The 13,009-nt window shown below is 43.2% G+C and carries 9 protein-coding genes; 8 read left to right on the top strand and 1 reads right to left on the bottom strand.

Annotated features, from left to right (window positions below; translation table 11 throughout):
- Positions 1 to 130 precede the first annotated feature (130 nt).
- The 6 genes from glyQ to aroF all read left to right on the top strand — a co-directional run bounded on the left by glyQ (position 131) and on the right by aroF (position 8,274).
- Complete coding sequence (glyQ, locus tag HWQ38_RS27075) at positions 131 to 1,030, top strand: glycine--tRNA ligase subunit alpha (RefSeq protein ID WP_292799908.1); 900 nt, start codon at positions 131 to 133, stop codon at positions 1,028 to 1,030.
- Between the two features lie 678 nt (positions 1,031 to 1,708).
- Positions 1,709 to 4,063 (top strand): ComEC/Rec2 family competence protein, encoded by a 2,355-nt coding sequence (locus tag HWQ38_RS27070; protein ID WP_292799905.1) that lies wholly within the window; start codon positions 1,709 to 1,711, stop codon positions 4,061 to 4,063.
- A 218-nt stretch (positions 4,064 to 4,281) separates the two neighbouring features.
- Complete coding sequence (locus tag HWQ38_RS27065) at positions 4,282 to 5,946, top strand: alpha-amylase family glycosyl hydrolase (RefSeq protein ID WP_292799902.1); 1,665 nt, start codon at positions 4,282 to 4,284, stop codon at positions 5,944 to 5,946.
- Between the two features lie 243 nt (positions 5,947 to 6,189).
- Complete coding sequence (gene rpsO / locus HWQ38_RS27060; RefSeq protein ID WP_292799911.1) at positions 6,190 to 6,459, top strand: 30S ribosomal protein S15; 270 nt, start codon at positions 6,190 to 6,192, stop codon at positions 6,457 to 6,459.
- 12 nt (positions 6,460 to 6,471) lie between these two features.
- Positions 6,472 to 6,942 carry a PAM68 family protein gene (locus HWQ38_RS27055; RefSeq protein WP_292799899.1) on the top strand — a complete coding sequence of 157 codons (471 nt, stop codon included), beginning with the start codon at positions 6,472 to 6,474 and terminating at the stop codon, positions 6,940 to 6,942.
- A 273-nt stretch (positions 6,943 to 7,215) separates the two neighbouring features.
- Positions 7,216 to 8,274 carry a 3-deoxy-7-phosphoheptulonate synthase gene (aroF, locus tag HWQ38_RS27050; protein WP_292799896.1) on the top strand — a complete coding sequence of 353 codons (1,059 nt, stop codon included), beginning with the start codon at positions 7,216 to 7,218 and terminating at the stop codon, positions 8,272 to 8,274.
- A 286-nt stretch (positions 8,275 to 8,560) separates the two neighbouring features.
- On the opposite strand, the gene HWQ38_RS27045 is transcribed toward aroF, so the two are convergent.
- Positions 8,561 to 8,713, bottom strand: a complete 153-nt coding sequence (locus HWQ38_RS27045; RefSeq protein ID WP_292799893.1) for a hypothetical protein — start codon at positions 8,711 to 8,713, stop codon at positions 8,561 to 8,563.
- Between the two features lie 690 nt (positions 8,714 to 9,403).
- Between HWQ38_RS27045 and HWQ38_RS27040 the strand changes: the two genes are divergently transcribed.
- Together HWQ38_RS27040 and HWQ38_RS27035 are read left to right on the top strand one after the other, a co-directional pair.
- On the top strand, positions 9,404 to 10,438 hold the full coding sequence (locus tag HWQ38_RS27040) for a formylglycine-generating enzyme family protein (protein ID WP_292799890.1): 1,035 nt from the start codon (positions 9,404 to 9,406) through the stop codon (positions 10,436 to 10,438).
- 37 nt (positions 10,439 to 10,475) lie between these two features.
- Positions 10,476 to 12,860, top strand: coding sequence for an arylsulfatase (locus HWQ38_RS27035; protein WP_292799887.1), 2,385 nt, complete (start codon positions 10,476 to 10,478; stop codon positions 12,858 to 12,860).
- Positions 12,861 to 13,009: the final 149 nt, after the last annotated feature.

The raw sequence follows: 13,009 nt of genomic DNA, 5'->3' as shown, positions 1-13,009 counted from the left end.
CTCCTTTATCTTGTCAACTATTTTTCCAAAATTCTTTTTGGACTGCTTTCGAGTCTCCTAAAACTGCCCACAGTGTCGGGTTGTAGGCAACAATGGTTTATGCACTGTGCTGAGTAAGGAAGGGTGAAGCGTGAATTTTCAGTCGGTAATAGGTTTATTGCATGAGTTTTGGGGCGATCGCGGTTGCTTGATTGCCCAGCCCTACGACATTGAGAAGGGGGCTGGTACTAAGAATCCCCAGACATTTTTAAGAGCATTGGGACCGGAACCGTGGGCTGTTGCCTACGTTGAACCGTGTCGTCGCCCAACGGATGGACGGTACGGCGAAAACCCGAACCGCTTCCAACACTATTATCAGTATCAAGTCCTAATCAAACCGTCGCCAGATAATATCCAAGAGATTTATCTTGATTCGTTAAGGGTTTTAGGTATTCGTCCTGAAGACCATGATATTAGGTTTGTAGAGGATAACTGGGAAGATGCGACGGTGGGAGCTTGGGGCACTGGGTGGGAAGTATGGTTAGATGGGATGGAAGTTACTCAATTTACCTACTTCCAACAGTGTGGAGGAATTGATTGCAGTCCGGTGTCGATTGAGATTACATACGGGTTAGAGCGGCTGACAATGTATCTCCAGCAAGTGGAAGCAATTACTAAGATTCATTGGACGGACAACATTACTTATGGTGATGTTTACCTCCAAGGAGAAATTGAGCAGTGTACTTACAATTTTGAAGCATCAAATCCTGAGTTGCTACTGACACTATTTAATTTGTATGAGCAAGAAGCTACCCAATTGACGGAGCGAGGATTGGTTTTGCCTGGCTTAGATTATGTAATGAAGTGTTCGCATACGTTCAATCTGCTGGATGCTAGAGGTGTGATTTCGGTAACGGAGAGAACTCGCTATATTGCCAGGATTCGGCATTTGGCTAGGAAGGTAGCTCATTTATATGTTGAGCAAAGGGAGAAGTTGGGTTTTCCGTTGCTCAAAGATACTGTGAGTTCAGCAGGAAGCACAATATCCTAAAGGGTGCGACTACACCAACTAACTACAGCTTTGCGTTAAATCGTAGCGTTTTTAAACGCAGAGGAACGCAAAGTAAACGCAAAGGTACGCAGAGTCTTGTAAGGTTTAATTCGCTACAAATTAATTAAATGATCTACTTAAGTCCGCTAGAAACAATTATATATTTGGTCAACGTAGGACTTGGTGTTCTGTTTCTCGATGCAGCGCTGGCGTTTCAGCTAGGTATATCTTTATGATGTGGCTATTGCTAAAGGTCAGAAATACCGTTAAACAAGTCGGAAGTCGGAAGTCGGAAGTACAGTTTTGTAACGGGGATTTAAACCCCGCCTAACATACTTGCTTTTTTATGGAACCAGGGGACTTAAACCCACCGAATTTGTTAAATCTTGAATCTAGAGCATTAATGCTACAAGGATAAGGCCCGCCTGTGCGGGCTTTGTTTGTATAAACTTGATGGACTATACTTCACGACAAGGATAAAAATTTTTCGGCGTTGCTGATTAAAGAGATGAATAGCCCATGCAAAGGCGCTCCAGTCCCAGATAATAAGAGTTTGGAATATTTGATTTTTAAATTTCATAGCCAAATTCACCAACGCCGATTTTTCTCTATTGTTGCCTTAGCTATTTTTAAGTCAGCTGCAAATTCGGGTTGTCAGGTGCTTTTACAAAAAATCTTATGATTCAAACCAGTGGTGTAATTATTTGTCTTGGCTACATTTTCGGGTTGCTGTTTACAGCAGTTCCTTGGGGTGGTATATGGATTTTGGTTCTGGGGATAGTGGGAGCAATTCTTTTTAGAAGACGCACCACTTCACGGCAACTTGCTCAGAAACCAGAAAATGTTGGAAGCAAAAATAAGGCAGTCCCTAACATTTGGGAAACTACTCCCCATCCGCGAATATGGCTAGCTGCTAGCTTGGTGGGATTGTTGGCAACTCTGTATCTTCAATGGCGAGTGCCGCAACCAGGTGCAAAAGATATTAGTCAGTTCGTCCCGCCTGGAAATAGCAGTAATCAAGAACAACTTGTGATTGTTCGCGGTGAAGTGGCGAGTAATCCCCGCTTGACTCGCAGCCAGCGAGGACAATTTTGGCTGGAAGCGACTCAGCTAGATGAGGTCAAAAATGAAAAAGGTTCAGCAGGTGTCCCAAAAGGGGTTACTGGCAAATTGTATGTGACAGTGCCTATACTTCAAGCTACTGGGTTATACCCTAGTCAACAAATTGCTGTAACTGGGATTTTGTACAAACCAAAGGCGGCTTCCAATCCTGGTGGTTTTGACTTTCAGAAGTTTCTTAAGCAAGAGGGAACGTTTGCTGGTCTAATTGGGCGACAAATAAATGTTTTGGATCAGGAACGTAAATGGGGATGGTGGCAAATTCGGGAGCAAATTGTGCGATCGCAAGTTCGTTGGTTAGGTGTCCCTGAAGGTCCTCTTGTGAGTGCAATGGTTTTAGGCAGCAAAGCTGTTGATTTACCCTACGATATCCGCGACCTGTTTGTACAAGCTGGATTAGCTCATGCTTTAGCAGCTTCTGGGTTCCAAACTTCCTTGATTTTGAGTGTGATATTACAGTTAACGAAGCGGGCAAAAAAAGCAACTCAATTTACCCTTGGCTTTTTGGGTTTAATCATTTTTCTGAGTTTAACAGGTTTTCAACCTGCGGTTCTCAGAGCCGTAATTATGGGTTTTGCGGCATTAGTTGGTTTGCTATTAAAAAGGAAGGTAAAACAGTTCGGATCGTTACTATTAGCAGCAACTCTGTTATTAGTGTTTAATCCTCTATGGATTTGGGATTTAGGCTTTCAATTGAGTTTTTTAGCAACACTGGGATTAGTCGTAACAGTACCCCCATTAGTCAATCGACTAGCATGGCTACCACCTGCGATCGCTGCTTTGATTGCCGTTCCTCTAGCTGCCACGATTTGGACTTTACCTGTGCAACTTTTTGTCTTTGGGGTTGTACCATCTTATAGTTTATTGCTGAATGTGGCTAGTACTCCATTAATTTCGATCATTAGTATCGGTGGAATCATTAGTGCGATCGCAGCATTAATTTGGACTGAGGCAGGAAGCTTTCTGGCTGAGGTGTTGCATTACCCTACTGATTGGCTAATTAAACTAGTGGATTTTTTTAGCAAGTTGCCAGGAAATTCTGTTGCTGTAGGCAGCATATCTAGTTGGCAGCTTCTGGTGATTTATCTACTGATTATACTGGTTTGGTTAGTGCCTTGGTGGCAGCAGCGGTGGTGGTTTGCTAATGTGATTGCGATTGGTTTAGTATTCATCCCCCTTTGGCATTCGACAAATACATTGTTTAGGATAACGGTATTAGAATCTGGTACGGAACCAATTGTAATTGTTCAAGATAGAGGTACAGTAACTGTAATTAATAGTGGCGATGAAGGTACAGGACGTTTCACAATCCTACCGTTTTTGCAACAGCAGGGTGTAAATCAAATAAATTGGGCGATCGCAACTGATTTCCAAGGCAATGAAAGTAATGCTTGGTTGGAATTACTGCAACGTTTACCAATCAGAAATTTTTATGAATATTCCCCTAAGCCAGAAAATTCCATTGCAATTCAGGCAATTCAACAAGAATTACAAAAGTATCAGGGATCTTACCAAGCTCTGGCAGTCGGTCAAGGGGTGAAAACGGGTTCAATAGTAGCAAAATTAATCAACGATCAATTACCCATCTTACAATTGCAAATTTTAAATCAGAATTGGTTATTAGTAGGTAATATCAAGTCTAAAGAGGTACAGCAACTAGTTAAAAGTGGGAGTTTGCCTCGTCCACAAGTGCTGTGGTGTCCTCCTCAGTCATTAAAAGATTTAGTTATTGCTCTCCAACCACAAGTGGCGATCGCTTCTTCTGCCAACTTTGATCCAAAAGCTTTATCTGAACTGAATAAAAGCCAAACCAAACTATTTTTTACAGGACGAGATGGGGCTATTCAATGGACTCCTAATGGTCAGTTTGAAGCGTTTATTGAAGCAACAGAAAATAAGTCTTCTATGTTATAAAATACTTACAAACTAAGGAAATTTAAAAGCACAGATTTATTTTTAACTAAGTCTATCTTTAGATAGATGTATGGTCATTCGGAAGGAAGTAAGGTCTCGAAAGGTTTCAGGAAGGTCGATTCCCTGAGCAGGTGCTAATTGTATGCTTGGGGTAATGTTTGTATTCTTGCACATGGTGACACGGACTACTCACAGGAAGATATATTAAAAAAATGCAAATGGGAAGTTTAATTGAATTTACATTGTTTGCTCCTCGGAACAAAGGAGCAGCTTTAATTGGGTCTTTTTCTGAGTGGAAAGAAATCCCGATGGTAAAAAATGAAGATGGTTATTTCCGCACTCAAGTAAAACTGGAAGACGGCATTTATCAATATAAATTTCGTGTTCAAAGCAAAAGTCCAAATTTTGCACTTGATGAATGGGTAGATGTTATTGATCCTAATGCCACAAATGTTAATGAAACAGAAAAATCCAGCAGGGTACGGATTAAAGATGGGCAACGCATTGTTGATACTTACGTTTGGCAATATGACGAAAAACCGTTGCCTGACAATCGGGAATTAGTCATATATGAAATGCACGTTGCAGATTTTACTGATGATCACGTTGGGGTTGACAAACGAGGCAAATATTTAGGGGTAATTGCTAAGTTAGATTATCTGGTTGAATTGGGAGTTAATGCACTTGAATTAATGCCAGTTAATGAATACCCTGGTAACTATAACTGGGGCTATAAAGTGCGCCACTTCTTTGCTACAGAATCTAGTTACGGTTCAACAGAAGATTTAAAACGATTAATAGATGAGTGTCATGCTAGAGGCATTCGTGTTTTTATGGATGGAATTTATAACCACACAGATGAAGAATGCCCGTTAATGCTGATTGACCGGAATTACTGGTATTACGAACACATGCATTATCCTGAAGATCCAGATAATTACTGGGGGCCAGAGTTTAACTATAATAATTATGATGAGAAGTTAAATGTTAAGCCTGCATGGAAATACATCGGGGATGTAGTGCAATTTTGGATTCAGGAGTATCATATTGATGGAATTCGCTTTGATGCGGTGCGCCAATTAGCCAACTTTGAATTTCTCGACTGGCTGGCGAAGCAAACAAAAATCCATGCCGCACCCAAACAGTTTTACAACATTGCCGAACATATTCCTGATACAAACACTGTAGTCAAGCCAGATGGACCATTAGATGGTTGTTGGCATGAGAGTTTTAGGTACTTTATAGTTCCATATATTTGTGGAGAAACATTTGAATTAGAACAACTAAAGCAAATTTTAAATCCCAAGCAGCAGGGTTATGCGATCGCTACCAATGTGATAAATTATTTGGCAACCCACGATCGCGAACGTCTATTGCGAGAATTAGGCGATCGCGGTATCTTTGACGCAGACGCATTTAAGCGAGCGAAGTTAGCAGCCGTTCTCTTAATGACAGCGATGGGTATACCGATGCTGTGGATGGGAGAAGAGTTTGGCGAATACCAGCAAAAAAGCGAAGATGTGACTAAGCCACAGAAAATTAATTGGTCTTTGTTGTCAGGCGACCAGAATCATAATTTATTTGAGTATTATCAAAAACTTATTGCTCTACGCAAGCAGAATCTCGCCTTGCAAAGTGACAATATCCAGTTTTTTTACGAAAATGCCGAAGACAAAGTGTTAGCTTACACCCGATGGGATGAGCAAAATTCTCATATCGTTGTCGTGGCAAATTTCTCCGGCCAGAATCTAAATGAATATAAAATTCCCAACTTCCCATCTGCTCAATATTGGCAAGATTCGCTCACCAACTGGGAGGTGCAAGTTGGAGAAGATGGTTTAGTCACTGATTTGCCAAGCTATACAGCCAAGGTATTTGTTTAGCAGTAGTAGTTTGTCAATAAATCATTGATAACTAGGGATATTACTGAAACCGAGTATAATTGCAATCAACTGAAATCCCTATTAGGGATTGAAACGAAGTATAGTGGCAGTCTAACTTCCCAGTTGCTTGGTATAAAAATATACAGCCTATAGCGGTAAAGGTGATTCTACCTCCAGCTTGAGGGCTGTGATATTATGGGAGACTGCTACATACATTTAGAAAAACTAGAAACTGAATCGATCATGGCCCTCACGCAACTGCGGAAACAAGAAATAATTTCCAACTACCAAGTTCACGAAACCGACACTGGTTCGTCCGATGTCCAAGTTGCCATGCTAACTGAGCGCATTAACCGCCTCAGCGAACATCTCCAGGCAAATAAAAAAGACCATTCTTCCCGGCGGGGACTGTTGAAGCTAATTGGTCAGCGTAAGCGTCTTCTAGCTTACATATCGCAGGAAAGCCGAGAAAAGTATCTAGCTTTGATTGCTCGCCTCGGTATTCGTGGATAGGGACTACCGCTTATGTCTGCTGAAGAATCTGAACGCAGTCGCTTGCCCTTTGAACCAAACAAAAAGCGCCAAAAACCCGCAAAAACTCAAAGTAAACCAGCAACACAGCCACAAGAATCTGGCAAACAGGCTGATAGAAGAACGCCTTACACCAAAGAAGAAATGACTATTCCCCAAGTAGTCAGCCAGAGGATGATCCGACGGGTAGCTGGGTTCTGTGGTGTACCAACAGCTTTGGGCATTACCACCCTGGTAGTCAGCTATCTGCTTGCTATCTATTCTGATATCCAACTACCTCCCATCGCCGTGTTATTGGTGAACATGGGATTATTTGGTTTGGGGGTCTTAGGGATAACTTATGGCGTTCTCTCTGCCTCTTGGGATGAAGAAAGAGTCGGAAGTTTGCTGGGTTTGGGTGAGTTCAACACCAATTGGGGACGAATGGTGGCAGTTTGGCGCGAAACGCGGCAAAAAAACTCATAATGAACAGCGCTCAGGTATTATGTAACTGCGGTATTCGGTAAATTTTAAAGTGAATGTTGAAGTTGAAATTTTATAACTTGAACATTGCTAATTAAAATTAGATCATCTTTTTGATATGCCGTATCCAGTTATTTAGTAGTAAAACTACTGACTGAGCGCTATATTTTGTAAATAAATTTATTTTGTTTTTAACTATTCGTAATTAGTCCAATAGGCAACAATAAAGTTAGCCCATTTACAGAAAAACTTACTCAATTAATCAGGAACTTTCACATGATTATAGTAATGAAAAGTGGTTGCCCAGAGGCGGAAATAAACCGCATTGATGAGGAACTAACTAGCTGGGGGCTAACTCCAGAAAAAATTGTTGGCCAACACAAAGTAGTTATTGGTCTAGTAGGTGAAACCGCCAGCTTAGATCCACTACAAGTTCAGGAAGTTAGCCCCTGGATTGAGCAGGTGTTGCGGGTAGAGCAGCCTTACAAACGAGCCAGCCGCCAGTACCGCCACGGCGAAGCTTCGAAAGTGGTGGTTAATACTCCCAATGGAGCGGTGGTATTTGGTGAACACCACCCTTTGGTAGTCGTTGCCGGTCCCTGCTCAGTAGAAAATGAAGAAATGATTGTGGAGACGGCACGGCGCGTCAAGACGGCTGGAGCCACATTTTTGCGCGGAGGGGCATACAAACCCCGGACTTCACCTTACGCCTTCCAAGGACACGGCGAGAGTGCTTTGGATTTGTTGGCGAGGGCGCGGGAAGTTAGCGGACTAGGTATTATTACAGAAGTGATGGATGCTGCTGACCTGGATAAAATTGTCGAAGTTGCTGACGTGATTCAGGTGGGGGCAAGGAATATGCAGAATTTTTCCTTGCTCAAAAAAGTGGGAGCGCAGCCGAAACCAGTTCTCTTGAAGCGGGGAATGGCAGCTACTATTGAAGATTGGTTGATGGCAGCCGAGTATATTTTGGCATCTGGCAATCCCAATGTGATCTTGTGTGAACGGGGAATTCGCACCTTTGACCGTCAGTATACTCGGAATACGTTAGACATATCAGTAGTGCCAGTGTTGCGAAAGCTGACTCACTTGCCAATTATGATTGACCCTAGCCACGGTACAGGTTGGTCTGAGTTTGTGCCTTCAATGGCAATGGCTGCGATCGCAGCTGGCACAGATTCCCTGATGATAGAGGTTCACCCCAACCCTGCCAAAGCTTTATCTGATGGACCGCAATCTCTGACACCAGACCGTTTCGATAACTTGATGCAAGAATTAGCAGTGATTGGTAAGGCGGTGGGACGCTGGCAGCAACCAGCAGTAGCTCTAGCTTAAAATTCAGATCGAAGTGTATCCGACCATTATTATCAGGCTACAAGAGTGGCTGGCTATGGGGTTGAGGCTGATCATCGCTCTATATCCACCCCCCATGATTGTATAGGGAACTCCCATAGAGAGGCAGGGGATACTACGGAATTTGACCGAAAACAGGGTATGGTCGCCGCAGATACTTTGTACTAATACTGTACTAGTCCACTGCCGCCATTAGCAGTTTTGATATTAATGCAGAAAGTGCCAAAGGGACTTTAGCTGAAGTCCCTTACACAGTAAAAAAATAACTTTAACATTGCTTGAACATCCCTCGTGCTGCATCATAATGCTTGCCTAGGTAAACAACTAAGTTGGTGGAGCGTTCATTGAAAGCGGCTATCCCTCTCCATCCCAAGAGTGGGTGGTCGAGGTTGCTCCCGCCGCCGCTTGGGGCATAGGGCATTAGTAACTTCTTCCCCATGCCCTATGCCCCATTCCCCATGCCCAAAAACTCAATTCCCTTGAGTGGGTGGAGTTTTTTATTTAGTCTGTTTACCTAGATGAGCATCATGCAGAAACTTTTCCCGCATAGCGATGCCTACTACTTTGTCAAATTCATTTTGATGGTTAAAGAGACGCGATAAATCGCCGTCTCTACAGGAAACCTATCCGTCAATTATTTATTGACAGACTACTACGCTAATGACACTTGTGTCAGACAAGGTACTTTATATTACAAAACAAGGCGGCTATGCTGAGGGCAGAAGGGAAGTCTTGATGTGTATTGACTGTTTTCTTAATAGTACTTGACTTATGTTTTCACAAGATGTAGTTTATCAATATTAGAATAAACATCGGTAAATCAATCGGTTTTTAGTATTTTAGTGAAAATAAACATCTTTATTGTAAATTAGTCGAAGATTAGAGTTGAGACTTAACAGTTTCTGCATAGTATCAAGTATCGAAAATTTTCTGAAAATTTATTGATATACAATCCATATTTTCCGATAATAAATAAGGCGAAAAATAGATTGACTAAAATTACGAAGAAAAGGGGAATTGTTCATCTATAATCTAATTTTTCAGCAAAGTTGAATCTTATTGCTCAACTACAGGCATTCAATTAGAAGTAGTAAAAATCAGCATATTAGAGATGGAAAAAAACATTACTATTCTCACACTAATATTCATTCAGGGAATAGCGATCGCACTCTTATTCATGAATACAACTGCATTTGCAGCCACAGTCAATTCCTGTCCCCAAGGTATGGCGATGATTTCAGGAGGAACGTTCAAAATGGGGTCTGATAATTCCAGTTTTGTGGAGGAGCGATCGCCTGGAGATGTAACGGTGACTAACTTCTGTATTGATAAATATGAGGTAACAAACTCACAATTTAGCGAATTTGTCAAAGAAACAGGATATGTGACAGTTGCGGAACGTCCCTTATCTCAAGAACAGTTTCCCGATTTACCCGATGAGCAGCGATTACCGGGTTCCCTAGTGTTTGAGATCGCAAAACCAGGCATCAAGCAAGTTTCCTTTCTGAGTTGGTGGCATTGGACTACTGGCGCGAATTGGCAACATCCCTTTGGCCCAGACAGTGCAATCGCTAACAAATCCAACTATCCAGTTGTTCACATAGCTTACGAAGATGCCCTAGCCTACGCTAAATGGTCAGTAAAATCCCTGCCCAGCGAAGCCCAATGGGAATACGCCGCCCGTGGTGGCTTGGATGGTGCAACCTATGCTTGGGGCAATGAATATTCTGAACATAGAGCCAACACTTGGCAAGGAATTTTTCCCTTTTTCAACACCAAAGCCGATGGTCACTTGGGCATTGCTCCCGTCGGTTCTTTTGCACCCAATGGTTATGGACTCTATGATATGGCCGGCAATGTGTGGGAATGGACTACTGATTTCTTTCAAATCGGACACGATCGCAAATCCCATCAAATTAATCCTATTGCCTTAAATCAAAGCTTTGATCCCAAAAAGCCCGATGAATCAGAGTTACACGTGATCAAGGGGGGATCATATCTCTGCGCTCCCAATTACTGTAGCCGCTTCCGTCCGGCGGCGCGGGAGTCAGAATCACCAGATACGGGAACTACTCATATCGGGTTTCGGCTAGTTAAAAATTTACCTTCCAGCACATTACCTATAAATCCAAAATCGTTCGACTGAGCGTAGCCGAAGTCCAAAATCTCAAATCCAAAATTGTATGACTGATCCTCACAAGAAAGATTCTTTGTATGTATCTCTGAAGTTAACTTCTGGTGCGATCGCCTTTTTGACAGCCCTGACGCTAATATTTTCTAGTCTCTTACCTCTACCTGCTTGGGCAGACTACGGCGACAAATTGCCATTACCCCAACCATCTTTTCAAGGCAAAATTGGCATTACTTACAAAGAATCCGAACCAGACTTCCCCAAACCCATTAAGGCTCCAGAAAATGCACCAAACGTTTTGCTGGTGTTGCTTGATGATGTCGGTTTTGGACAAACCAGCACCTTTGGCGGTCTGATCAATACGCCTAATTTAGACTGTCTAGCAGAAAGGGGATTGCGTTATAACCAATTCCACACTACAGCACTCTGCTCTCCTACCAGAGCCGCATTGCTCACAGGACGCAACCATCATTCTGTGAGTACAGGTGTGGTTACGGAGTTAGCCACAGGCTACCCAGGTTATACTGCGATTTTACCTAGAAGTGCGGCAACGATCGCCGAAGTATTGCGAGACTATGGATATAACACGGCGGCCTTTGGCAAATGGCACAATACCCCAGACTATGAAACTAGTGCCGCAGGCCCATTTGATCGCTGGCCGACAGGTTTAGGTTTTGAGTACTTCTATGGATTTCTGGGCGGTGATACCAATCAATGGAGTCCAGCTTTGGTAGAAAATACCCAACATATTCAGAAACCAAGCAATCGCCCTGATTATCACCTCACCCCCGATCTAGCAGACCATGCGATTAAGTGGATTCGTACCCAACAAGCGATCGCTCCTGATAAACCCTTCTTTACCTACTTTGCCACTGGCGCTACCCATGCCCCACACCATGCACCGAAGGAATGGATCGACAAGTACAAGGGTAAATTTGATCAAGGTTGGGATAAATTACGCGAAGACATCTTTGCTCGTCAGCTAGCCCTTGGTGTAATTCCCGCCGATACTAAGCTGACTCCTCGACCGGCGGAACTCCCAGCTTGGGATTCCCTCACTCCCACCGAGCAGAAAGTTTATGCGCGTCAGGCGGAAGTATTTGCAGGTTTCCTCAGCCATACCGATGCACAAATTGGTAGAGTCATTGACGCGATTGACCAACTGGGTGAATTGGATAACACCTTAGTCTTTTTCATTGCCGGGGATAATGGTGCGAGTGCTGAAGGCGGCTTAACAGGTAGTGTTAATGAATTAAAAGTCTTTAATGGCGTAGCAGAAAGTCCTCAAGAAGTTCTCGCGGCTTTAGATGATTTAGGTGGGCCAAAAACCTTCAATCATTTTCATGCAGCTTGGGCTTGGGCAGTGGATAGCCCCTTTCAATGGACAAAACAAATTGCTTCTCACTTCGGCGGAACCCGGAATGGTTTAGTTGTGGCTTGGGGCAATCGCATCAAAAATCGTGGTGAACTGCGAAGCCAATTCCATCATGTAATTGATATTGCGCCTACAATTCTGGAAGCTGTGGGGATTGAAGAACCAGAGGTAGTCAACGGTGTAAAACAACAACCTATCGAAGGTACTAGCCTTGTTTATAGCTTTGATAATCCTGCTGTACCATCCGATCACAAAACCCAGTATTTTGAGATGTTTGGCAATCGTGGCATTTACGATCAAGGTTGGGTAGCAGCCGCCCGTCATGGACGCTTACCTTGGGAGCGTGTTTCCAAAACCACTTTCGATGAAGATAATTGGGAACTATACGATATTACCAAAGACTTCAGTGAAGCCAACGATTTAGCCAAGCAGAACCCTGACAAGTTAGCGCAACTACAAAATCTATTTCTGAAGGAAGCAGAGAAATACAAAGTTCTGCCCTTGGACGATCGCTTACTTCAACGGTTTGATGTCAAAATCCGTTCCAACCTAATCACAGGACGCAATAGCTTTACTTATTACACATCTGTTGCAGGGATTCCCGAAGGCAGCGCTCCCAATATTAAGAATCGCTCCTTTAGCATCACTGCCGATGTAGATGCTGCTTCATTTGGTACTGAAGGCGTTTTAGTCACCCAAGGCGGACGTTTTGCGGGTTGGAGTTTCTTCTTGAAAGAAGGTAAACCCACCTTTGCTTACAACTTCCTGAATAGCGATCGCACAATCATTCAATCTTCCCAACCAATTGCGATCGGCAAATCCCAAATCAAATTTGACTTTACTTATGATGGTGGCACTCCGGGGGCAGGCGGTACTGGTAAGCTCTTGATCAACGATCAACAGGTTGCCGAAGGCCGCATTGAGCAAACCGTAGGCTACAGATTTGGTTTAGATGAAACCTTTGATGTTGGTCAAGATACTGGCACACCTGCGGTAGATAGTTACCAAACACCCTTTGCATTCACCGGCAACTTACAGCAAGTCACCCTGGAATTGAAGTAATAAGCATTGGGCATCCCTTCGGCTTCGCTCAGGGCAAATGGGCATTGGGCATGGAGAAGAGACAAGGTAGAGGGGGGAGACAAGGGAGAGACTTGTTCAATAATTCCCCCTTGTCTCCTTGTCCCCCTTGTCCCCTTGTCTCCCCTGCT

The organism is Nostoc sp. NMS7, from assembly GCF_017115085.1.
Classification (GTDB): Bacteria; Cyanobacteriota; Cyanobacteriia; order Cyanobacteriales; family Nostocaceae; genus Nostoc.
The sequence above is the reverse complement of the archived record's forward strand: the minus strand, read 5'-3'. Positions and strand labels throughout refer to the sequence as shown.

Coding starts and splice junctions, on each gene's coding strand:
- HWQ38_RS27070 (WP_292799905.1), top strand. CDS start 1,709: ATGATTCAAACCAGTGGTGTAATTATTTGTCTTGGCTACATTTTCGGG.
- HWQ38_RS27065 (WP_292799902.1), top strand. CDS start 4,282: ATGGGAAGTTTAATTGAATTTACATTGTTTGCTCCTCGGAACAAAGGA.
- rpsO (WP_292799911.1), top strand. CDS start 6,190: ATGGCCCTCACGCAACTGCGGAAACAAGAAATAATTTCCAACTACCAA.
- HWQ38_RS27055 (WP_292799899.1), top strand. CDS start 6,472: ATGTCTGCTGAAGAATCTGAACGCAGTCGCTTGCCCTTTGAACCAAAC.
- aroF (WP_292799896.1), top strand. CDS start 7,216: ATGATTATAGTAATGAAAAGTGGTTGCCCAGAGGCGGAAATAAACCGC.
- HWQ38_RS27045 (WP_292799893.1), bottom strand. CDS start 8,713: ATGCCCTATGCCCCAAGCGGCGGCGGGAGCAACCTCGACCACCCACTC.
- HWQ38_RS27040 (WP_292799890.1), top strand. CDS start 9,404: ATGGAAAAAAACATTACTATTCTCACACTAATATTCATTCAGGGAATA.
- HWQ38_RS27035 (WP_292799887.1), top strand. CDS start 10,476: ATGACTGATCCTCACAAGAAAGATTCTTTGTATGTATCTCTGAAGTTA.